Below are 21,379 nucleotides of genomic sequence, written 5' to 3' on the forward strand. Positions count from 1 at the left end.
ACGCGCCGGTCGGATAAAGAATCGAACGGAGACCACAGTATGGCCCACACCCCCACCCTGCAAAGCCTGATCGGCGGCCGCTGGCTCGGCGCCGAGGCGGCCACGCCGCTGCACAACGCCCTGACCAACGCCGTCATCTACCACACCCACGCCGAGCGCATCGACTTCGGCGAGGCCGTCCACTACGCCCGTAAGACCGGCGTGCCGGCCCTGATGGCGATGGATTTCCAGCAGCGCGCCGCGCGCCTGAAGGCGCTGGCCCTGTACCTGGTCGGCCGCAAGGAGGAGCTGTACGCGATCTCGCACCTGACGGGCGCCACCCGCGCCGACAGCTGGGTCGACATTGAGGGCGGCACCGGCACCCTGTTCGCCTACGCCAGCATGGGCAGCCGCGAGCTGCCGTCGTCCAACGTGCTGCATGAAGGCCCGGCCATGGCGCTCGGCAAGAGCGGCGGTTTCGCCGGCACCCACATCCTGGTGCCGCGCGGCGGGCTGGCCGTGCACATCAACGCCTTCAACTTCCCCATCTGGGGCTTGCTGGAGAAATTCGCGCCCAGCTTCCTGGCCGCCATGCCGTGCATCGGCAAGCCCGCCACGGCTACCAGCTACCTGACCGAGGCGCTGGTGCGCATGATGCACGAATCGGGCTTGCTGCCCGAAGGCGCGCTGCAACTGGTGATCGGCGGCACGGGCGATCTGCTGGACCGCCTGACGGGCGCCGACGTGGTGACGTTCACGGGATCGGCCGACACGGCCGCGCGGCTGCGCACCAACGCCAACCTGGTGGCCAACTCGGTGCCGTTCACGGCCGAGGCGGACTCGCTCAACTGCGCCATCCTGGCGCCGGACGTGACGCCGGACGACCCCGAGTTCGACCTGTTCGTGAAGGAGGTGGCGCGCGAGATGACGGGCAAGGCCGGCCAGAAGTGCACGGCCATCCGCCGCATCATCGTGCCGCGCCAGCAGGTGCAGGCCGTGGGCGAACGGCTGCGCGAGCGGCTGGCCAAGGTCAGCGTGGGCGACCCGTCCGTCGAGGGCGTGCGCATGGGCGCGCTGGCCTCGAAGGACCAGCAGCGCGACGTGGCCGAGCGCGTGGCCATGCTGGCGCGCGGCAACGAGATCGTGTACGGCGCCGGCGACGGCTTCAAGCCCGTGGGCCAGGGTGTGGAGCACGGCGCGTTCTTCGCGCCCACGCTGCTGCTGTGCCGCGACGGCCTGCGCAACGACGCCGTGCACGACGTGGAGGCGTTCGGCCCGGTCAGCACCATGATCGCCTACGACGACATCGACGAGGCGATGGCGCTGGCCGCGCGCGGCAAGGGCAGCCTGGTGTCCACGCTGGTGACCAAGGACGTGGGCACGGCCGCCCGTTGCGTGCCGCTGGCGGCCGCCTCGCACGGCCGCGTGCTGATCCTGGACCGCGAGGCGGCCGTCGACTCCACCGGCCACGGCTCGCCGCTGCCCCAGCTCAAGCACGGCGGCCCGGGCCGGGCCGGCGGCGGCGAGGAACTGGGCGGCATCCGCGCCGTGCGCCACTTCCTGCAGCGGGCCGCGATCCAGGGCTCGCCCACCATGCTGGCCGCCGTCACGGGCGAGTACGTGCGCGGCGCGGCCGTGCGCGAGAGCGAACAGCACCCGTTCCGCAAATACTTCCAGGACCTGCAGATCGGCGACTCGCTGCTGACCCACCGCCGCACGGTGAGCGAGGCGGACATCGTCAACTTCGGCGGCGTCTCGGGCGACTACTTCTACATGCACTTCGACGAGATCGCCGCGCGCGACACCCAGTTCGGCCAGCGCATCGCGCACGGCTACTTCGTGCTGTCGGCGGCGGCCGGGCTGTTCGTGTCGCCCGCGCCCGGTCCCGTGCTGGCCAACTACGGGCTCGACAACCTGCGCTTCATCACCCCGGTGGCGATCGGCGACACCATCCGCGCGCGCCTCACGTGCAAGCGCAAGGTCGACCGCAACCGCACCGACGACAAGGGCGTGGGCCAGGGCGTGGTGGCCTGGGACGTGCAGGTGACCAACCAGCGCGACGAGCTGGTGGCCAGTTACGACATCCTGACGCTGGTGATGAAGCGCGGCTGATCCCCGGCGGTGCTGTCGCCGGCGCGGCTGCGCACGAAGGCCGCGAAGTCGGCCGCCGCCAGCGGCCGGCTGTAGTAGTAGCCCTGGATTTCGTCGCAGCCCTGCGCGCGCAGCAGGGCCAGTTGCTGCTCCGTCTCCACCCCTTCCGAGATGGTGCTCAGCCCCAGGCCGCGCGCCATGCTGACGATGGCCGCCACGATGGCCTGGTCCTCGGGGTTGCTGTCGATGTCGCGCACGAAGCTGCGGTCGATCTTCAGCTTGCAGATCTTGAATTGCTTGAGATAGCTGAGCGACGAGAAGCCGGTGCCGAAGTCGTCGATCGCCATGCGCACGCCGCGCTCGTGCAGGCTGTTCATGGTCAGCACGGCGCCGTGCGGGTCGTGCATGGCCACCCCCTCGGTCAGCTCCAGTTCCAGGTGTTCGGGCGCCAGCCCCTCCTCGCGCAGGATGCGGCCCACCAGTTCGGGCAGGTCCGGATGGCGGAACTGGTGCGCCGACAGGTTGACGGCCATCGTCAGCGGCGGCAGGCCCGCGTCCAGCCACGCGCGCGCCTGGCGCACGGCCTGGCGCAGCACCCATTCGCCCAGCGGCAGGATCAGGCCACTGTGTTCGGCGGCGGGGATGAACTCGACCGGCGCCACCACGCCCAGCGCCGGATGGCGCCAGCGCAGCAGCGCCTCGGCGCCCACCACGGCGCCGTTGTGCAGCGCCACCTGCGGCTGGTACACCACCTGCAGCTGCTCGCTGCCCAGCGCCTGGCGCAGCGCCGTCACCAGTTGCAGCTGGCGCGTGAAATGGGCCTGCATGGCCGGCGCGAACAGGCGGTAGCCGTTGCGCCCTTCGCGCTTGGCGCTGTACATGGCCATGTCGGCCCGCTGCAGCAGCAGTTCCAGCTCCTCGCCGTCGTCGGGGAAGATGGCCACCCCGATCGAGGCCGACAGATTGAGGTCGTATTCCTCGACGCGGCACGGCGCGGCGACGGCGGCCAGCAGCCGTTGCGCGCGCGCGGGCGCCTCGGCGCGGCCGGCGCCGCGCAGCAGCAGCACGAATTCGTCGCCGCCCAGGCGGCAGGCCACGTCCTCGTGGGCGAGCTGGGCGTGCAGGCGGCGCGCCAGCTCGGCCAGCACGGCGTCGCCGGTGCCGTGGCCCAGCGCGTCGTTGATGTCCTTGAAGTGGTCCAGGTCCAGGAACAGCAGCGCCACCGGCTGGCCGGCCGGGCCGGCGTCGGCGAACGCCTGCCGGGCCAGCTGATGCATGCGGCTGTGGTTGGGCAGGCCCGTGAGCGGATCGAAGTGGGCCAGGTAGCGCACCTGCTCCTCGGCCGCCGCGCGGCTGGCGTCGCTGGCGGCCAGCTTGGCGCGGGTGGCCGCCAGCCAGCCCTGCACGCTGTGCTCGCGCCCGGGCGCCACGGTGATCGGGGTCGCGAAGTCGCCCCTGCCCAGCCGCGCGATGCTGGCGTGCAGCGCCGTGACGGACGCGCCCAGCGTGGTGCGCAGCAGCCACACCACGCGCAGCAGCAGCGCCACCAGCAGCGCGCCGGCCAGCAGGAAGGCGCGGCGCGCCCACCGGGCCCGCACTTTGGCGTCCTGCACGCTGGCGTCCGTGCGTTGTTCCAGCTGGAGCTGGAAGTGCATGATGGGGCGCAAAATGCGGGCCTTGGCCTGATGATAGGCCGCGTCGTTCAACATGCGGGTGGCCTGCGCGCGCGCCGCCGTGTCGGCGCCCGGCCCGGCCAGCGCCATGGCCGCGTGCTCGATGCCCGTCAGCTGGTCGGAATTGGTTTTCGATTCGGTCAGCAGCGCCAGTTCGTCCGGCGTGACGCCGGCCCGGCGCAACAGCGTCAGCAGCGGCACAGGCGGACCGTCGGCCCGCGGCGCGTGGCCGTCGGCCGGCACCAGGTCCCAATACACGATGTGGTAATCGAGCGGGCGGGGCGCGCGGCCGTCGCGGATGGCGAGGATGGCGTCGTAATGGCGGCGGAAGGCCGGCTCGCCGGTGGCCACGTAGCTGCGCGCCATGTGGGTCAGGTCGTCGGACGACTGGCGCAGCTCGTCGGACAGCATTTCGCTCTCATGGCGCACGTCGTTGGCGAGGTCGATCTGCTTCTCGCTCCACACGTACAGCGTGAACGTGGCGCAGAACAGCAGCGACAGGCCCGCCGTGAGCCAAGCGTAGCGCGCGAATCCGGTAGCGTCGGTCGTTGCCATGATGAAACAGATTGTCAGAAGCGCCACCGCATCCAGCGGGCGGCATTCCCGACGACTATAGCATCGTGCTAGTAACTTGGTCGCCTGGAAAACCGGGGTCAGGTCATGAATTCAGGAAAAGTGCCTGAATTCATGACCTGACCCCGGTTGTTTTGCGTCACTTGTGTTGCAGGCGGAACGGGTCGTCGATGCTGTAGGCCGGCTGCGTGAACCATTTGGGACCGGATGCCGTCATGTAGAAGTGGTCCTCATGGCGCACGCCGAAGTGGCCGGGGATGCAGATCATCGGCTCGTTCGAGAAGCACATGCCGACGTCGAGCGGGGTCTGGTCGCCACCCACCAGGTACGGCCACTCGTGGATGTCGAGGCCGATGCCGTGGCCGGTGCGGTGGGGCAGGCCGGGCAGCTTGTAGCCGGGGCCGTAGCCATCCTCCTCCAGCGCGCGGCGGGCCGCCTGGTCTACATGCTCGCACGGCACGCCCAGCTGCGCGGCGTTGAAGGCGGCCAGCTGCGCCTTCTGCTCGCTGGCCCACACGGCGCGCTGGTGGTCGCTGGGCTGGCCGTAGACGTAGGTGCGGGTGATGTCGGAAATGTAATTGTGCAGCTTGCAGCCGGTGTCGATCAGCACCGTGTCGCCCGGCTTGAGCGTCTGCACGTAGCTCACGCCGTGCGGGTAGGCCGTGGCCTCGCCGAACAGCACGATGACGAAGTACGACCCCGAGGCGCCCACCTTGCGGTGCGCGCGCTCGATGAACTGTTCCACCTCGACCGTCGTGATGCCTTCGTGCAGGATGCTGGCCGTGGCCACGTGCACGGCCAGCGTCATGTCCTTGGCGCGCTGCATCAGGGCGATTTCGGCGGCCGATTTGCGGCTGCGGCACCAGGCCGTGATGGGGCGGGCGTTCTCCAGCGTGTAGCCGGCCGCCAGCGGACGGATGCCGTCGACGATGAAGAAGGCGGCGCTTTCGCACAGGCCGACGCGGGGCGGGCGGTCGGCGTCCGGCGCCACGCCCATGCGCTGCAGGGTGGCGATGAACAGCTGGTAGGGGCTTTCATGCTCCTCCCAGCAGTTGACGCGGCCCTCCACCTGCATGAAGTCCTTGAGCGTGCCTTCCTCGAAGGCGGGCGCGATGTATTCGAGCGCGCCGTGGGCCGGCACGATCGCGCCCACCATGCGCTCGCTGGCCGTCCAGCGGGTGCCGGTGAAGTAGGTGAGGTTGGCGCCGGCGTTCACGTAGATGGCGGCGATGCCCAGCTCGCGCATGCGGGCCTGCGCCTTGAGGATGCGTTGCCGGTATTCGTCCCGGCCGATGGGCACGGCGCCGGCCGTCATGTCGGAAAGGGTGGCCAATGCCTGTTCGATGGTGCTGCCGCCGATGGTCATAGTGTCTCCTGTGGGTGTGTCGTGGGAGCGCGGATCGTCGTGTCTGCGCTGCGCCGATGATAGCAGTTTCATCCGTGACGGCGGCGGGCGGGGGCCGCCTAAAATGCAGGCATGTGGTGGAAGATGTACAATTGCCCCTTCGGCGCCCCATCGCCATGCTTTAGCTGCAACTCCATCAACTTGCAACCTCTACCTGTATGACCACTGCCAATTTCCCGAATTACTACTCAGAAACGGTGACCGAGGTCCATCACTGGAACGACACGCTGTTCAGCTTCAAAACCACGCGCAAGGCTGGCTTGCGTTTCCTGTCCGGCCAGTTCGTGATGATGGGCCTGGAAGTGGAGGGCCGTCCGCTGGTGCGCGCCTACAGTATCGTGAGCCCCCATTACGACGATTTGCTGGAGTTCTACAGCATCAAGGTGCCGAACGGCCCGCTGACGTCGCGCCTGCAGCACCTGAAGGTGGGCGACACCGTGCTGGTGGGCAAGAAGCCGACCGGCACCCTGATCAAGGACAACCTGAAGAAGGGCCGCAACCTGTACCTGCTGAGCACCGGCACGGGCCTGGCGCCGTTCATGAGCATCATCCGCGACCCCGAGTACTACGACGATTACGAGCACATCGTGCTGGTGCACGGCGTGCGTTTCGTGAGCGAATTCGGCTACAAGGACTTCATCGAGGCCGAACTGCACGACCACGAATACCTGGGCGAACTGATCAAGGACAAGCTGATCTACTGCCCGGTGGCCAGCCGCGAACCGTTTGTGCGCTCGGGCCGCATCCCTGAACTGCTGGAGACGGGCGCGCTGGCGGCCGAGTTCGGCCTGGACCAGCTCGATCCGGAGCAGGACCGTGTGATGATCTGCGGCAACCCCGCCATGCTGCACGACCTGTCCGAGATGCTGAAGGCCAAGGGCTTCAACGAAGGCAATATGAACCACCAGGGCAGCTACGTGGTGGAACGCGCCTTCGTCGAGAAGTAAGCATTCCCGCCGCCCCGGCCGCCCTGGCCGGGGCTCAAGCGCTAGTTCCTTCCTTGCTGTAGACGACGCAACTGGGCGGCCTGGTAGGCGCCGAAGGCGTCGTTGAACAGGCAGCGGATCAGGGGATCGTCCACGATCTCCGCGTCCGCGATCTCCTCCTCCGTGACCGCGTCGAAGCGCGCATCGTTGATGCGCATGTACATCGACGTCAACGATTCCCCCAGCACCAGCGCCGCGTACACTTTGGCCAGCGGCACCTCCGTGGCCCAGCCCAGCGGGCTGGCATCGTCATCGGGCAGGCGCGCGATGCTGTCGCCGCGCACCCGGTAGCGCAAGTGGGTGGCCGTCCCGTCATGGTCGTACAGCGACAGCCGCCACACGCGCGGCTGGTCGAAATAGCCGCCCGGTTCCAGTTCCATACCGCTGTATTTTTCCAGTAGCCCTGTGCGGCAGTAATCGAGCACGGTCTGCCGCTGCGGCGCCGTCAGCGGCGCGAAGTGGCGCGCGATGTCGGCCGTCGCGGGCGGCGCGGCGTGGCCGTCGTACTGGTAATCGACGTCCTGCTCGCCGACCGGGATCACCCACGGCAGCGGTTCCGAGGGGCGCAGCGTGGCCGCGTCCAGCGTCACCGACACGGACGGGTTCAGGCGCACCACGCGCGCCTGCGGCAGCGCCGCCTCCACGGCCTCTTGGAACAGCCGGTAGGTGAGCGGGAAGAAGGCGCGGTTGTACCACGACCACGGCTCCTGCTGGAACTGGCAGGAACTGGGCACCACGTAGCGGGGATTGAGCACCTTGAGCTGCTCCAGCCATTCGGCCGGAATCTCCACCGGATCGATCTCCGCGCGGGACGGCATCAGCACCTCCACCTCGCGCATGGTCTGGAACGGCCACAGCACCATGTCCCACGGCGCTTCGCGCGCCAGCACGGCCAGCGTGACGGGGGCGATCCACGCGTCCACCACGTTGAGCACGTTCACGCCACCGGCCCGCACCTGGAACATGGCGTCCACGTCGGCGTCGATCGCCTCGCGCGGTGTCACCGCCATGGCGCCGACGACGACCGTCTCGTCGAGCCGCAGCGCGTGCACGTGGCGGAAGCCCAGTTCGCGCAGCATGGCGAACAGCTCGTCGAACAGGCAGTACAGATAGACCGGCGTGTCGCGGTCCAGCAGGTCCAGGCTCTCGAGCGAGCAGTGGTCGTCGTGGAAGTGCGAGATGAAGACGGCGTCGAAGCGTTGCTGCCTGATCCGGTCGAGGTCGAAGCGCACGTCCGGGAAGGCGTGGCAGTTGCGGCTGAACGGATTTTCGAAGATGGGGTCGAAGGCGATGCGCGTGGCGCCGCATGCGAACACATAGCCGGCGTGGAGGATACGGGATATTGTCAGGCTCATGCCGTCATTCTATCCTCCCCGTATGGGCGAACCGCCGGGAATGGCATTGGGCGCGGCGTTGGGTGCGGCGCCGTTCTGGGGCGATGCGCCGCTCTGGGGCGGGATGAACAGGTCGTGCGGATAGGTGAACACCCAGTCGGCGTAATGGGCTTTCTGCCGCAGTCCGGCGTCGTCGTCGTCGAAATTGTCCTGCTTGATGGGCTGGCGGGACGACAACGAGTGCACGCCCGCGATGCGGCCCTGCACCAGCACCAGCGCCCATTCCGCCTTGCCCGTGACGGGGTCCGCGTACAGCCGGCGCAGGTGGCGCGTGGCGCCGGCGAAGCGCGGATCCTTGAGCAGCTCGTCCAGCGTTTGCGGATACTGGTTGCGGCCGTTGGCCTTGTAGTAGCTGGCGATGGCGTTGCGGAATTCGTGGCCGATGAACAGCAGCTGGCGTTCCTGGTCGCGCCGCGCCGCCGTCGCGTACAGGTCGCCCGCGATGGTCAGGCCCACGCCCATGAAGGCCACCATCAGCAGCGTCCACAGGTAGGCGAAGCCGCGCGCGGGCCGCCGTCCTGGCCGTCCATCAAAGCTGGCCATACGGCACTCCCTCATGCGTGTTGCCCTTGGCGCCGCTGCGCACGTCGGCCACGCCCGGCTTGTCCACGTCGGGCGAGGGCAGCAGCTGCCAGGTGGACGCCGACTCCGTCACCGGGTCCAGCGGCACGGTGCGGAAGTAGTGCTGCGTCACCAGGTCGGCCAGCGCGGACGGGTATTCGCCCTTGTCGGCATAGTATTTGTCGATCCCGCTGCGCAGCACCTGCAGGTTTTCCTTGAGCGCCACCTCCTTCGACTTCTCCACCGAGCCGAAATAGCGCGGCAGCGCGATGGTCAGCATCAGCGCGATGATGGACAACACCACCAGCAGTTCGATCAGCGTGAAGCCGGCCCGCGCGCGCCTGTGCATGGCCGTCACCATAGCTTGAGCGGCACGCCGTTCAGGCCCACGGCGTCCGAGCGCGAGGCCACGTCGAACACGTCCTCGCCCTCGGTGGGATTGTCCGGCGGCGAGGCGTAGCTGCGCGTGGCCCAGCTGGCCGCCGCGCCCACGCCGGGCGGCGCGAACGGGTCGCGCGGCAGGCGGCGCAGGAAGTACATGTTCTGCTTGCGCGGACTGCGTTCGTCGGGCACGCCGTCCACCAGGTCCTCCAGCTTCTTCGGGTAGCCCGATTCGCCGAGGGCCGGCTTGATGCGGCCGTTGTCTGCGGCCCGCTTGTAGGCGTCGATCGCCTCGCGCAGCTCGATCAGGGCGGCGCGCAGCTGGCGCTCCTTGTCGCGCTGCAGGGCCACCTGCGCCATCGGCACGGCCACCGTGGCCAGCGTGGCCATGATGGTGAGCGTGATCATCAGCTCGATGAAGGTGAAGCCGCGCTGGCGCGCGCGAAGGGCGGCCACAATCACTGTCCTTTCTTCGGCGCGTAGGGGATGCCGCCCGGCGGAACCGGCTTGGCGGAAGCCGGCGCGGGCGGCGTGGCGGCGCCGTCGCCGGCGTCGGATGCGGCTGGCGGTTCGGTGGGGGCCGAGGTCGGCGCGTCCGCGTCGGCCATGGGCGCGCCGCCCGTCATGGCCGTGGCGGCGCGCGCGGGCATGGGGGCGGGCTGGCCCGCGCCTGCACCGGCACCGGCACCGCCGCCGGCCGAGGCCAGCACCAGCCCGGCCGCGCCGCGCCCGCCGATGTCCGTCTCGGTGCCGGAATTGAATTCGGCCGCGCTCATTTCCGGACGCTGGATGGCGCGCAGCACATGCGGCGTGATCGACAGCACGATCTCGCTGCGGGTGCTGTCGTCCTTCTGGCTGCCGAACAGGCGGTTGAGCACGGGCGCTTCGCCCAGACCCGGCACCTTGTAGGCCGTCTTGCGGTCCTCGTCGTTGATCAGGCCCGCCAGCACCTGGGTTTCGCCGTCGTGCAGGCGCAGCACGGTGGCGGCGCTGCGGGTGCCGATCTGGTAGGCCTGGGTGCCCGATTTGCTGGTGATGTCCTTGACCACGCTGCTCACTTCGAGGTTGATCTTGATCGCCACCTCATCGTCCAGATGGACGTTCGGCTCGACCTCCAGCTTCAGGCCCACATCCACGTAGTTGACGCTGTCGGAACTGACGCCGTTGTTGGTGGTGACGGTGATGACGGGGACGCGGTCGCCGATCAGCACCTTGGCCTTGTCCTTGTTGCGCACGCGGATGCGCGGGTTGGCCAGGATGTTGCTGTCGGTGTCCGTTCCCGTGGCGTTGAGCGTGGTGGAGCCCAGGCCCAGCGCGATGTTCTCGCCGTTGATGCGGTGCAGGTCGGCCAGTTTCAGGCTGCCCGGCAGGCTGTTGCCCTGGCCGAGCAGGGTCAGGCCGGCGCCGTCGGGCCAGCGGATGCCCAGTTCCTGGCCGCGCGTGCGTTTGACCTCCAGCACTTCCACCTCCAGCATCACCTCGGGGTCGGCCACGTCCTGCACGGCGATGATGCGCTCGGCCATGCGGACCATCTCCGGCGTGTCGCGCATCATGATCATGCCGATCCGCTCGTCCGTCACGATGTCGCGCGCCTTGAGCAGGGTCTTGAGCGTGAAGGCCACGGTCTTCACGTCGGCGTTGGCCAGGAAGAAGCTGCGCACCACCAGCTGCTGGTAGTCCTTCACCTTCTGCGGCGTGTTGGGGTAGATGGTGATGGCGCGCTCGCCCGTCACCGTCTGTTCCAGCTGGTTGGCGCCCAGCAGCATGGAGATGGCCTGCTCGATGCTGGCGTCGCGCACGGAGATGGTGGCGCGCAGGTTGGGATCGACGTCGCGGTCGAACACGAAGTTCAGGCCCGACACCTTGCCGATGAAGTCGAACACGGAGCGCAGCGGCGCGTCGCGGAATTCCAGCGTGACGGGTTTGCGGTAGGCGGCCGCCAGCCGGCCGCCGGCCGGATGCAGCCGGGTCTGGGCGTCGGCGATGCGGGTCTTCAGGCGCAGCGCGTCGCGCTGGTTGGGTCGCTCCAGCAGCAGCGGGCGCAGCACGTCCTGCGCCTGCGCCAGGTTGGCGTCGCCGCCCTTGGCCAGCAGTTGCTCCGCCTCGGCCATGATCCGGCGGTGGCGCGCGTCCTGCTCCAGCGCGGCCAGCCCCTGGCGCGCCACGCTGTTGGCCGGGTCCACGGCCAGCGCCTGGCGGTAGCTTTGCCCGGCGCCGGTGGCGTCGCCCTGCTCGCGCAGCAGCTCGGCGCGCGCGTTGTACGCGTTGACGATCTTCAGTTTGCGGTTCAGCAGCACCATGCGGTATTCGGCGTTGTGCGGGTCGTCGCGCACGGCCTGTTCCAGCCTGGCGAGGCCCTGGTCGATCTGGCCCGCGTCGAGCAGCGCGTTGCCTTCCTTGTAGCTGGGACTGCCGGCGCAGCCGCACAGCAGGGCGCTCAGCGACAGGACGGCGAATGCGGCGTGATGGTTCAATTGTTGTCCCCTACGGCTAAGGTCTGGCGCTCGTTGAGCGGCAGGTAGATGAATTGGAGCGCGCCGTTGGCCGCGCTTTCGAGCAGGTAGTTGTCGTCGATCTTCTCGCCGGGGCGGGCCACCACGTTGCGGCCGTCCTGCTGCAGGAAGTAGGCGCTCTTGCCATCCTCGACGAAGCGGCCCATGAACTGGAACGGCAGCGGCGGCGCGCCCGTCGCCGCGGCCGAGGCGCGCGCCGGTTGCGCCGCCTGGGTTGCATCGGCCACCTGCGGCGGCAGCACCTTCTTGGGCGCGTCCGGCTGCCAGCTCTGCTTGGCGAACAGGTTGCCCAGTTCATCGTCGCTCACGCGCGGATGGATTTGCAGGTCCAGCCATTGTTGTGGGGCGGGGCCGCCGTTGGCGTCGGCCGGGGTGCCCGCCGCGCCGCTCGCTCCGCCCTGCGTCGCTCCGCCCTGCGTCGTGCCGGCGCCGGCATCGCCGGCAGTGCGCGCGGCGGCCGGTTCGCGCGTGGTGGCGCCGGCCGGGCCGACCACGCCGCCATCCTGGTCGGGGGCGAACCATGCGGCCAGCACGGTGGCGGCGGCGGCCACCCCGAGTACGAGCTTTCTCATCGGCGCACCCCGCGCAGCCGCACCAGCAGCACGAACTGGATGCGCGCCTCCACGTCGCCGCTCTCGATCTGTTCGCGCTTGAAGGCCACCGAGTCCAGTATCAGCGCCGGCACGGCCTGCAGCGCGCCGATGATGAAGTTCTGCACGCTGGCGTAGTCGGCCCGCACCGGCAGCGTGATCTGGTAGCGCAGGAACGCGGCCTGGCTGTCCTGCTCCGCCTTGTATTCGGCCTTGGCCAGCGTGACGCCGCTGTCCTGCGCCACCCTGGCCAGCGCGCTCAATTGGTCGGGGATGGTGTCGTGCGCGGGCAGGTAGGCGTAGAACGCGGCCACGCCGTCCGCTTCCGTGGCCACGGGGATGGCGGGCGTGGCGGCCGCGCGGGCGGCGGCGGCCAGCTGGCGGGTCAGCTCGGCCTGGCGTTGTTCGAGTTGCGCGCCATGCCAGGAGGCCAGCGCGGCCAGCGCCAGGCAGGCCGCGCCCGCGATGGCGGGCAGGCCGGTGCGGCGCAGCGCGCGGCGCGTCTGCCATGCGAGGCGGGCCGACAGATTGGGCGGCAGCGTCAGCTTCGGTGCGCTCATTGATGCCATTGGGCCTCCATCTGGAAGCGGTACGGGTGGTCCGGTGCGTTCACGTTCATTTCATGCTTGACCAGATAGACCGACTGGAACAGCGGCTGCTGGTTGAGGAAGGCCAGGTAGTTGATCATGTCCTGCATGGTTTCCGCCTCGGCCGCGATCTTCAGCGCCCCGGCCGGGGTGGTGGAGGTGCCCGCGTCGGCGGCCGGCTGGCTGTTCAGGTCCAGCGCCAGCAGCGCCACGCGCACGTCGCGCGGCGGCTGCACGGTCTTCACCAGACGCGCCACGGGCAGGTTGAGCTGGCGCACGGCGGCGGCGACCGCCTTCACCTGCTGATCCAGCGCGCGCTGTTCAGCCGGCGCGCGCGCGGGCCGGGCGATGGGACGGGGCTGGGCCTGGGCCAGCTGGCTGTCGAGCCGCGCCACGGCCTGCTGGCGGGCGTTCCAGCTGATGGCCGTCGGGGCCAGCACGAGCAGGCCGGCCGCCAGCAGGGCCAGGCGCCAGCCCGACAGGGGCGCGCCGGCGGGCAGGAAGTTGACGCGGCTGACATGGCCGGCGGGCAGCGGCAGTAGGCGCGCCAGCCGGAAGCGCAGGCGCGCTGTGGCCGGCGGCGGCGGCGATCCGGGTGGCGATCCGGGAGGCCCGGGCGGTTGATGGGCGGGCGGCAGGTGATTGAAATTCATGCCGCCTCCTGTGGGATGGCCGGCGTCTGCACGGCGCCGAACGGACTGTCGGCCAGCCGGAACGGCGGCGGCAGCACGTCGGCGCCGGCCGCGCGGGCCAGGCGCAGGCTGGCCCCGCTCAGATCGACCACGGCGATGTCGGTCAGTTGCGCCAGTTCCGGCGCGCGCAGGGTCCAGCGCTGCCACGCCTGAACCAGCTCGCCGTGCCAGGCCGCGCCGCAGGGCTGGGCCGCGATGGCCGTGATGCGGCCGCCGGCCAGCGCGGCCAGCGTGAGCCGGCCCGCCTCCACCACGGCCAGCGCCTGCGGACGCGACGCCAGCAGCGCGCGCAGCACCACGCTGACGGCCGGTTCGATGGCGCGGCAACGCGCGCCGGCGGCGGCCCGCAGGTCGGCCAGCAAGGCCGCGTCGATGCCGCACGCGAGGCGCGGCTGGCCGTGGGGCGCGTCGTCGGCCGCCACGCTCCAGCCGCGCGCCGCCTCGCCGTACAGGGCGGCCAACTGGGTCTGCAGGAAGCGGGTGGCGCCCGCCTCCGTCAGCACGGCGTCGCTCCACGGCGCCACCAGCATCTGGCACCAGCGGCCCGCCAGGCTCAGTTCCAGCGGCAGGCCGGCGCCGGTCTGGCCGGACTTGGCCAGCCACGCGCGCAGCGCGTCCACGGCCGGTTGCCAGTGGCCTGTGGGATTGTCGATGGCCACGCGCGCGGAGCTGGCCGCCACCGGTTGGCCGCCACGGCAGACCACCGTCAGCAACTGTTGGGGCGCCACGTGCACGCGCAGCGTGCGCGCGCCCAGGCCCGCGAGCAAGCCCGTGTTCAAGCCATCGTTCCGGCCCCCATGCGCGCGCCCGTCGCGGCGCGCGTCGCGCCACGCGTTCAGCCCATCAATAAGTGACACGATTGAGCTCCGTTAAAGTCGTTTCCCCCAGCCGCACCAGGTCCAGCGCCGCCTCGCGCGCGGGACGGAACGCCATCGTGGCCGCTTCCTCCTTCATGCGGCCCACCGGCGCGCGGGTGCAGATCATTTCGCGCATGGCGTCGTTCAGGATCAGCACCTCGGCCACCGCCTTGCGGCCCTTGTAGCCGGTGCCGCGGCAATGGCCGCAGCCGGCGCCGGCCTTGAAGCGCCAGCCCGCCACCTGCTGCGGCGTCAGGCCGCTGTCGCGCAGGTCTTGCGGATCGGGCGCCGCGTCCACCGCGCAGTGCTCGCAGTTCAGGCGCAGCAGGCGCTGGGCCACGATGCCGTTCAGCGCGGCCGCGAAGCTGTACGGGTCCACCCCCATGTGCAGGAAGCGGCCCACCACGTCGAACACGTTGTTGGCGTGGACCGTGGTGAACACCAGGTGGCCCGTGAGCGACGCCTGCACGGCGATCTGCGCCGTCTCGTCGTCGCGGATCTCGCCGATCATGATCTTGTCCGGATCGTGGCGCAGGATCGAGCGCAGGCCGCGCGCGAAGGTCAGGCCCTTCTTCTCGTTGACGGGGATCTGCAGCACGCGCGGCAGCCGGTATTCGACCGGGTCTTCGATGGTGACCACCTTGTCGCGTCCCGTGTTAATTTCCGTCAGCGCCGCGTACAGCGTGGTGGTCTTGCCCGAGCCGGTGGGGCCCGTCACCAGCAGCATGCCGTGCGGCTTGGCGGCCAGGCGCCGGATGTGGACGATGGCGTCCCCGTTCAGGCCCAGGCTTTCCAGCCGCAGCGACTGGGCCGCCTCGGTCAGCGCGCGCCGGTCCAGCAGGCGCAGCACGGCGTCCTCGCCGAAGATGTTGGGCATGATGGAGACGCGGAAGTCGATCTCGCTGCCTTTCACGCGCACCTTGAAGCGCCCGTCCTGGGGCACGCGGCGCTCGGCGATGTCCAGCTCGGCCAGCACCTTGATGCGCGAGATCACCTGCTCGGCCATCTGCAAGCCCTGCACCTGGCCGGCCTGCACCAGCACCCCATCGACCCGGTACTTGATGACCAGGCTGGCCACGTCGCATTCGAGGTGGATGTCGCTGGCCTGGAACTTGAGCGCGTCGTAGATGGTGGAGTTGACCAGCTTGACGACGGGGCTGCTGTCCTCGCTGATGCGGATCAGCGAGATGTCCTCGACGTCCGTGTCGTCGCCCGGGCCGGCGCCATCCTCGCCCAGCATGCCGGCCATGGCTTGCTGGGCCGATTCAAGCTGGGCCAGGTAGGCGGCCAGGTCGTCGGCGTGGGCCAGCGCCACCGTGAACGCCACCGGCACCGCGTAGCCGGCCCATTGCAGCACGTCGTCGGCCAGCGGGTCGGCGATCACCAGCACCGGCGCGCCGCCGTGGCCGTGGTCGTGGCCAGCTTCGTGCAGCAGCACGCAGTCGCGCTGGGCGCAGTCCGTGTAGGGCAGCAGCTCGAACGCGGGATGGGCCGCCTGCAGCCGGGCCATGGGCCAGGCCGGATAGTGGAACAGCGCGGCCAGCTGGCGCGTGAATTCCTCCGGCGTGAGGCCGGCCATTTCCTGCAGCACGGCCAGTTGCGGGCGGCCCTGTTCCATGGCGGCCGCGCGCGCCGCCTGCAGCAGGGCCGGGCCGAGGATGGCCGGTTCGCGCGCGTTCACGACAGGCTCCCGGCCAGCTCGAAGATCGGCATGTACATCAGCACCACCACGCCGCCGATCACCACGCCGATCACCGTCATCAGCAGCGGCTCGATCAGGCGCGAGGCCCAGTCCACCCAGCGCGCGAATTGCTCGTCGTGGAATTTGGCCGAGCGTTCCAGCATGTCGCCCAGGCGGCCCGTGTTCTCGCCCACCTTGAGCAGCGACTGCGCCACCGGCGTGGCCAGGCCGTGCCGTTCCAGCGCCACGGAAAACGGCAGGCCCTGTTCGACGGCGCGCCGCGTCAGCGCCAGTTGTTCCTGCTGGGCCGGCAGCAGCATGGCGTTGGTCATGGCCAGCGCCTTGGCCAGCGGGATGCCCGCGTGCAGCAGCAGGCTCAGGGCGCGGTAGCAGCGCGCCAGCCGGAATTCGGCCGCGCGCGCGGCCAGCACGGGCAGGCGCAGCACGGCCAGGATCAGGCGCGCGCGCAGCTGCGGGTGGCCCAGGCCCAGCGCCACGGCGGCCACGGCGCCGCCCAGCGCGCCCAGCGACAGCCACGGGTGGCCGGCCAGCGTGCGGCCGAAGCCGAGCAGCAGCTGCGACATGACGGGGATCTCGCGCCCCGAGCTTTCATACACGACGCTGAAGCGCGGCACCACGTAGCCGAGCAGGAACAGCGTGACCAGCGTGCCCACCACCAGCAGCATGGCCGGGTAGATGGCGGCCGACACCAGCTTCTTGCGGATGGCGTCGAACTGCAATTGGTAGGCCACGTAGCGGGCCAGCGCCTCGGGCAGGTTGCCCGAGCGTTCGGCCGCGTGCACGGTGGCCACGTAGATGTCGGGGAAGATGGACGGCAGGCCGGCCAGCGTGTCGGAGAAGCTCTGGCCCTGCTGCAGCGCGCGCTCGATGGCCACCAGCGTGGCGCGCGCGCCGGGCCGCTGCTCCTTGTTGCGCAGGGTGGCGATGGCCTCGCCCAGGTTCAGGCCCGCTTCGAGCAGGGCCAGCAGCTCCTGGCTGAATTGCAGCAGGGGGAAGGGCTGGGCGCCGCGGACGCCGACGGCCGCGCCGGCACCGGCACCGGCACCGGCACCGGCACCGGCACCGGCGCGGCTGTCGGCGTCCATCGTGCCGGGGGCCGCGACGGCCAGCACGCGCCAGCCCTGGCGGGCCGCCAGCCGGATCGCCTCCGCCTCGCTGGCCGCCTCCAGCGCCACGCTGCGGCGGGCGGCGCCGGCGCCTTGCACCTGCAACTGGAACCGCATGTCAGGTCCGGGCCCGGGCGCGCTTCAACGGCATGGGGGAGGGCACGGAGGGGAAATTCGGTGTACGCATCGGTGGTTCACAATCGAAAAAATCTCAACGGTCGGACAGCCCTGCGCTACCTTAGACCGCTGCTGCAAAAAAGGCAATGTTGCTCTGCAACCGGCGACGCCGATACAACAGCGCCGCCGGTCCTATTGCGTTACCGCTTCAGTCGATTACTGGGTCAGCACGCTGACCTTGTCGATCACGAACGAGGTCTGCAGCGACGAATCCTCCGTCTCCGAGAACGACAGCGTCACGGTCTGGCCCTTGTACGGCAACAGGTTGAAGCTGCGGATCTGGTAGCCCGAGGCCGCGTTCACGTTGCTGTAGGTGGCCAGCGTGCCCAGCGTGGTGCCGGCGCTGTTCTTCACGCTCACCGTCAGCTTGTCGTAGGCGGTGCTGCCGCTTTCGGCCGTGTCGATGTGCAGCGCGAAGCTCAGCGTGGCGCTGGTGGCGGTCGACGGGATCACCACGGCCTGGGTCAGCTTCTCGGTGACGGCGCTGCCGTTGCCGCCCATCCAGGCGAACTTGCTGCCCTCGTAGGCCGTCTCGCCGCTGTAGGAGCCGATGTCGCCCGTGTTGCCGCTCCAGCCCGTGGTGCCGGACTCGAAGCCGCCGTTGGTGACGCGCTCGGTGGTGCCGCCGGTGCTGCTGACGGTCAGCGTGGCGTTGCCCGAGGTGGCCGTCACCGGCGTGGCCGAGGAATCGGTCACGGTGGCGTTGAACACGGCGCCGTTGTCGGTGCTCTGGGCCGTGAAGCTGTAGGTGGCCGCGCCGGCGCCGCTGATCAGGGCGCCGTTGCGGTACCACTTGTAGGTGTAGGGCGCGGTGCCGCCCGTGGCGCCGACGGCGAACGAGGCGGTGGAGCCGGCCGCCACGGTGATGCTGGCCGGCTGGGTGCTGATGCTCACGCCGCCGCCGCCGGCCACCTCGTCGACGTCGCTGCCCACGTTGATGGCCGCGTAGGCGCGCTGCACGGCGATCGCCTCCTTGCTGCCCACGCCATACAGTTCCTCGGCCGAAGCGAGCACCTTCGAGCGCGCATCGGCGTAGTTGGTGGTGGAGGTGAACTTGGTGGTGTTGGCCTTGAACCAGATGCGCCACGCCTTGTCGTTGCCGATGCCGGTCATGGCCAGCGGGCTCTTGACCAGGTAGCGGCTGTAGTAGTCGCTGGTCGAGCTGGCGTTGGAACCCTGCGACAGGAAGTAGAACATGCGGTTGTTCGGGCCCGAGCTGTAGTGCACGTCCAGGTTCTTGATGGTGCTGCTCCACGCGTCCGGGCTGCTGCCGTCCTTGCTCGGCTTGTACATCCAGCGCAGCGGCTGGCCGTCCTTGGCGATGTCCTTGCCCATCATCCAGTCGTTGCCGGTGGCCGGCACCACGCTGCCGGTGCCGCCGCCGTGGGCGTAGGCCTCGATCATCTCGCCGCCGATGTCGGAGTTCGACTCGTTCAGGCCGCCCGATTCGCCCGAGTAGTTGAGGTTGGAGCTCGAGTCGGTCACGCCGTGCGACATCTCGTGGCCGATCACGTCGATCGAGTCGAGGCTCTTGAAGCTGCTGCCGTCGCCGATGTACATGCACTTGCAGCCCGAGTCGTAGAACGCGTTGTCGTACGAGTTGTCGACGTGGACGGCGATGTAGGTGGCCGTGTTGTTGCCGTCCAGGCTGGACCAGCCCAGCACGTTCTTCATGCCGTCGTAGGTGTTCATCAGGCCCCACAGCGAATCGACGGCGGCCGTCTGGCCGTTGGCGCTGGTGGTGCTGCCGCCACTGTAGTTCTGGCCGTCGCCCCAGGAGTTGCTGGTGTTGGTGTAGATGCTGCCGGCGCTGGGGCTGTTGGCCGAGCTGTGGTTGGCGTTGGTGATGGCCATGCCGCCGTAGGTGCCGCCCACGCCGCGCGTGGCGTCCTTCATCGAATAGGTGCTGCCGCTCAGGGTGGTGTTGATGGGCACCGAGCCGCTGTACTGGCTGTTGCCGGTGCCGACCACGGTCTGCAGCGCCTTCCACTGGGCGATCACGGCGCCGGTCTTGGCGTTGACGACGGTGTCGTGATAGACGAGGCGGTTGCCGTCGGCCATGCGGGTGTGGACCATGTAGGCCAGCTCGTAGTGGTCGACCACCTGTTCCAGGTCGAGCGCGTTCAGATCCGATTCCGCCTTGTTCAGGGCCGACGCGACGCGCACCGACTTCATCACGGGGTAGACCAGCAGTTCCGAGGTCGGCATCCAGCGGTGCACGCCGCGCGGCGCCACCTGCTTGACCACCAGCGCGATGGCGTCGGCGCCGCTCAGGACCGGGGTCAGGTCGGGCGCGGCCGGGGTGGCCATGGCCACGCGCCCGCGCGCGTCGGCGACGCGCACGCCGGGACGGCGCTCCGACACCGACTGGCTGACGATGTCGCCGGCCGCGTTGGTGACGACCACGGCTTCCGAACCGAACACGCGCAGGCCGTTGAAGGTGTGGTTCAGGCGCACGATCTTGGTGCCGGCCACGCCCGGATGCTGGCTGGCGATCTGGAAGCTGTGCTGCGCACCCAGGCCCAGCGCGCTGTCCTTGGCGGTCAGCTTGGCCACCAGGCTGGCGCTCTCTTGTGGAGAAGCCAGGGCGACGGGCGCCGCCATCAGGGGGCCGGCCGCGTGGGCGGCGGTGGACGCCACCACCGGCAGGGCGGCGATGGATGCGGCAAGTAGGGTCTTACGTAAATTCATCTCTTCTCCATGGGGTATGTTCGTTCGATTGAAGGGCTGCCTGGCCGGGGGTAACGGTGGCCAGCCCGGTGTTTCCCGCGTGCGCCAGGCGGGGTGGCCGGGCGCGCGCTGGATGGGGCGAAAACAGCGGGCAGGGGCACACTATGCTGTCGGCCGGGGCCAAGTCAAAAAACTTGGGAAATTGGTCGCGGCGCGCAAAAATGTTAAGAATGGGACATTCTCAAAAGCATTACGGCGGCCGCTTTTACCGCAACTTGGCGTGGGAATCGCGCACGATAGCCCGGTTTCGTGTGAATTCCGCCACGGAATAGGTGTAACACTCTAAATTCGCGCCGAACGCAACACTCTGCGCGGCTTAACGGCAGGTAAAGGTTGCGAATTTTTAATATTGCGATTTACACTAGGTCGCAACACGGCCGCAATACCATTCCGGCCGGCTTATAAAAAGCGCGGGGCACACCCTCGGCACATCGCGCCTATCGGGAACCACAGGAAGAAAACCATGACTGCTCACCCACGTCGGTCCAGACACTATCGCTTATCCCGCAACGTGATCAGCGCCGCGCTGCCCCCTCCCACATAAACCGCGCAGGTCCGCGCAGCGCGCGGTCCCGGCGCCATGCCCGCCCGGCCCGGGCGCATGGCGCCCTTGTCATTGGGTGGATAGTTCGCCGTCGCGCGGGACCGGATGCCGGCCGCGCAGGGGCGGCGACGCAAGCGGGAGTTCACTATGCTGTCGATAGCTACCAAAGTAGAGCGGATCGTCATGGAATCGGCGTTTCTGACCGAAGGGCTGGGCCGTGGCCTGATCAATTTATCGGAACTGGCGCGCCAGCTGCAGCCGCAGCTGGAGAGCGATTTGTGGAAGCCGGTCGGCCAGGCGGCCGTGGTGATGGCGCTGCGGCGCGTGTCCGAGCGCCTGCCGCCGGTGCGCGAGAGCCAGATCGTGCTGGCCCAGAAGACGGGCGAGCTGACCACCCGCACCGAGCTGACGGAATTCACGTTCCGCTATTCCGAGCACACGCACGAATGCCACCGCCAGTTGCTGGCGCGCACGGAGCCGGTGCGCGGCGCCTTCGTGACCGTCACGCGCGGCGTGAACGAGGTGATGGTGATCTGCAGCCGGCCGTTGATCGGCGTGGTGGAGCAGGTGTTCGCCGGCGAGCGCCTGCTGGCGCGGCTGGAACAGCTGAACGCGGTGACGCTGCACCTGAATCCGGAGACCTGCCGCACGCCGGGCATCTACCACGCCGTGCTCAAGCAGCTGGCGTGGGACAAGATCAGCCTGGTCAACATGATCTGCACCTACACCGAGCTGACCTTGCTGCTGGAGCAGAACCAGACCGGCGCCGCGTTCTCGGTGCTGGCCAAGATCGTGGCGCCGCCCCGGCCGGGGCTGGGGCGCTGACGCCTCAGCGCGC

The 21,379-nt window shown here is 69.4% G+C and carries 17 protein-coding genes; 3 read left to right on the forward strand and 14 right to left on the reverse strand.

Translation table 11 applies throughout. The features are described from left to right. Window positions 1-39 precede the first annotated feature (39 nt). On the forward strand, window positions 40-2,091 hold the full coding sequence (paaZ, locus tag AC1RQG_RS03435) for a phenylacetic acid degradation bifunctional protein PaaZ (protein ID WP_493128343.1): 2,052 nt from the start codon (window positions 40-42) through the stop codon (window positions 2,089-2,091). On the opposite strand, the gene AC1RQG_RS03440 is transcribed toward paaZ, so the two are convergent. Together AC1RQG_RS03440 and AC1RQG_RS03445 are read right to left on the reverse strand one after the other, a co-directional pair. Then, window positions 2,055-4,298, reverse strand: a complete 2,244-nt coding sequence (locus AC1RQG_RS03440; protein ID WP_493128345.1) for a putative bifunctional diguanylate cyclase/phosphodiesterase — start codon at window positions 4,296-4,298, stop codon at window positions 2,055-2,057. The two genes, paaZ and AC1RQG_RS03440, sit on opposite strands and share 37 nt — an antisense overlap. 157 nt (window positions 4,299-4,455) lie before the next feature. Next, complete coding sequence (locus AC1RQG_RS03445) at window positions 4,456-5,682, reverse strand: M24 family metallopeptidase (protein WP_493128347.1); 1,227 nt, start codon at window positions 5,680-5,682, stop codon at window positions 4,456-4,458. A gap of 197 nt (window positions 5,683-5,879) precedes the next feature. Between AC1RQG_RS03445 and AC1RQG_RS03450 the strand changes: the two genes are divergently transcribed. After that, window positions 5,880-6,668 carry a ferredoxin--NADP reductase gene (locus AC1RQG_RS03450; protein ID WP_493128349.1) on the forward strand — a complete coding sequence of 263 codons (789 nt, stop codon included), beginning with the start codon at window positions 5,880-5,882 and terminating at the stop codon, window positions 6,666-6,668. 41 nt (window positions 6,669-6,709) lie between these two features. Here the strand turns inward: AC1RQG_RS03450 and AC1RQG_RS03455 are convergent, their stop codons facing one another. From AC1RQG_RS03455 to AC1RQG_RS03510, 12 genes are all read right to left on the reverse strand, one after another. Then, entirely contained in the window at window positions 6,710-8,062 is a 1,353-nt protein-coding gene (locus AC1RQG_RS03455; RefSeq protein ID WP_493128351.1) for an MBL fold metallo-hydrolase, read from the reverse strand. 9 nt (window positions 8,063-8,071) lie between these two features. Next, window positions 8,072-8,644 (reverse strand): type II secretion system protein, encoded by a 573-nt coding sequence (locus AC1RQG_RS03460; protein WP_493128353.1) that lies wholly within the window; start codon window positions 8,642-8,644, stop codon window positions 8,072-8,074. Beyond that, window positions 8,631-9,023: a type II secretion system protein gene (locus AC1RQG_RS03465; RefSeq protein ID WP_493128355.1), complete on the reverse strand. Its 393-nt coding sequence runs from the start codon at window positions 9,021-9,023 to the stop codon at window positions 8,631-8,633. The genes AC1RQG_RS03460 and AC1RQG_RS03465 overlap by 14 nt, the downstream gene beginning before the upstream one ends. After that, window positions 9,017-9,502, reverse strand: a complete 486-nt coding sequence (locus tag AC1RQG_RS03470; RefSeq protein ID WP_493129257.1) for a type II secretion system protein — start codon at window positions 9,500-9,502, stop codon at window positions 9,017-9,019. The genes AC1RQG_RS03465 and AC1RQG_RS03470 overlap by 7 nt, the downstream gene beginning before the upstream one ends. Continuing rightward, window positions 9,502-11,517 (reverse strand): secretin GspD/PilQ domain-containing protein, encoded by a 2,016-nt coding sequence (locus tag AC1RQG_RS03475; RefSeq protein WP_493128357.1) that lies wholly within the window; start codon window positions 11,515-11,517, stop codon window positions 9,502-9,504. Before AC1RQG_RS03475 ends, AC1RQG_RS03470 begins: the two co-directional genes overlap by 1 nt. Further along, the gene (locus AC1RQG_RS03480) at window positions 11,514-12,128 is read right to left on the reverse strand and encodes a hypothetical protein (RefSeq protein ID WP_493128359.1); all 615 of its coding nucleotides are present in this window, start codon (window positions 12,126-12,128) and stop codon (window positions 11,514-11,516) included. Before AC1RQG_RS03480 ends, AC1RQG_RS03475 begins: the two co-directional genes overlap by 4 nt. Next, complete coding sequence (locus AC1RQG_RS03485; protein ID WP_493128361.1) at window positions 12,125-12,715, reverse strand: hypothetical protein; 591 nt, start codon at window positions 12,713-12,715, stop codon at window positions 12,125-12,127. The genes AC1RQG_RS03480 and AC1RQG_RS03485 overlap by 4 nt, the downstream gene beginning before the upstream one ends. Continuing rightward, window positions 12,703-13,386, reverse strand: coding sequence for a hypothetical protein (locus AC1RQG_RS03490; RefSeq protein ID WP_493128363.1), 684 nt, complete (start codon window positions 13,384-13,386; stop codon window positions 12,703-12,705). The genes AC1RQG_RS03485 and AC1RQG_RS03490 overlap by 13 nt, the downstream gene beginning before the upstream one ends. Then, entirely contained in the window at window positions 13,383-14,282 is a 900-nt protein-coding gene (locus AC1RQG_RS03495) for a hypothetical protein (protein WP_493128365.1), read from the reverse strand. Before AC1RQG_RS03495 ends, AC1RQG_RS03490 begins: the two co-directional genes overlap by 4 nt. Beyond that, entirely contained in the window at window positions 14,269-15,963 is a 1,695-nt protein-coding gene (locus AC1RQG_RS03500) for a GspE/PulE family protein (RefSeq protein ID WP_493128367.1), read from the reverse strand. The genes AC1RQG_RS03495 and AC1RQG_RS03500 overlap by 14 nt, the downstream gene beginning before the upstream one ends. Then, entirely contained in the window at window positions 15,960-17,207 is a 1,248-nt protein-coding gene (locus tag AC1RQG_RS03505) for a type II secretion system F family protein (protein ID WP_493128369.1), read from the reverse strand. The genes AC1RQG_RS03500 and AC1RQG_RS03505 overlap by 4 nt, the downstream gene beginning before the upstream one ends. A gap of 216 nt (window positions 17,208-17,423) precedes the next feature. Continuing rightward, complete coding sequence (locus AC1RQG_RS03510) at window positions 17,424-19,958, reverse strand: M4 family metallopeptidase (RefSeq protein ID WP_493128371.1); 2,535 nt, start codon at window positions 19,956-19,958, stop codon at window positions 17,424-17,426. 730 nt (window positions 19,959-20,688) lie between these two features. Between AC1RQG_RS03510 and AC1RQG_RS03515 the strand changes: the two genes are divergently transcribed. Further along, window positions 20,689-21,366 carry a hypothetical protein gene (locus AC1RQG_RS03515; RefSeq protein WP_493128373.1) on the forward strand — a complete coding sequence of 226 codons (678 nt, stop codon included), beginning with the start codon at window positions 20,689-20,691 and terminating at the stop codon, window positions 21,364-21,366. Window positions 21,367-21,379 lie beyond the last annotated feature (13 nt).

The sequence above is a fragment of the Rugamonas sp. GW822-FHT03B10 genome (assembly GCF_058801745.1).

Bases quoted from the DNA above. Each gene is read 5' to 3' on its own strand.
- paaZ (WP_493128343.1), top strand. From the start codon at position 40: ATGGCCCACACCCCCACCCTGCAAAGCCTGATCGGCGGCCGCTGGCTC.
- AC1RQG_RS03440 (WP_493128345.1), bottom strand. From the start codon at position 4,298: ATGGCAACGACCGACGCTACCGGATTCGCGCGCTACGCTTGGCTCACG.
- AC1RQG_RS03445 (WP_493128347.1), bottom strand. From the start codon at position 5,682: ATGACCATCGGCGGCAGCACCATCGAACAGGCATTGGCCACCCTTTCC.
- AC1RQG_RS03450 (WP_493128349.1), top strand. From the start codon at position 5,880: ATGACCACTGCCAATTTCCCGAATTACTACTCAGAAACGGTGACCGAG.
- AC1RQG_RS03455 (WP_493128351.1), bottom strand. From the start codon at position 8,062: ATGAGCCTGACAATATCCCGTATCCTCCACGCCGGCTATGTGTTCGCA.
- AC1RQG_RS03460 (WP_493128353.1), bottom strand. From the start codon at position 8,644: ATGGCCAGCTTTGATGGACGGCCAGGACGGCGGCCCGCGCGCGGCTTC.
- AC1RQG_RS03465 (WP_493128355.1), bottom strand. From the start codon at position 9,023: ATGGTGACGGCCATGCACAGGCGCGCGCGGGCCGGCTTCACGCTGATC.
- AC1RQG_RS03480 (WP_493128359.1), bottom strand. From the start codon at position 12,128: ATGAGAAAGCTCGTACTCGGGGTGGCCGCCGCCGCCACCGTGCTGGCC.
- AC1RQG_RS03485 (WP_493128361.1), bottom strand. From the start codon at position 12,715: ATGGCATCAATGAGCGCACCGAAGCTGACGCTGCCGCCCAATCTGTCG.
- AC1RQG_RS03490 (WP_493128363.1), bottom strand. From the start codon at position 13,386: ATGAATTTCAATCACCTGCCGCCCGCCCATCAACCGCCCGGGCCTCCC.
- AC1RQG_RS03505 (WP_493128369.1), bottom strand. From the start codon at position 17,207: ATGCGGTTCCAGTTGCAGGTGCAAGGCGCCGGCGCCGCCCGCCGCAGC.
- AC1RQG_RS03510 (WP_493128371.1), bottom strand. From the start codon at position 19,958: ATGAATTTACGTAAGACCCTACTTGCCGCATCCATCGCCGCCCTGCCG.
- AC1RQG_RS03515 (WP_493128373.1), top strand. From the start codon at position 20,689: ATGCTGTCGATAGCTACCAAAGTAGAGCGGATCGTCATGGAATCGGCG.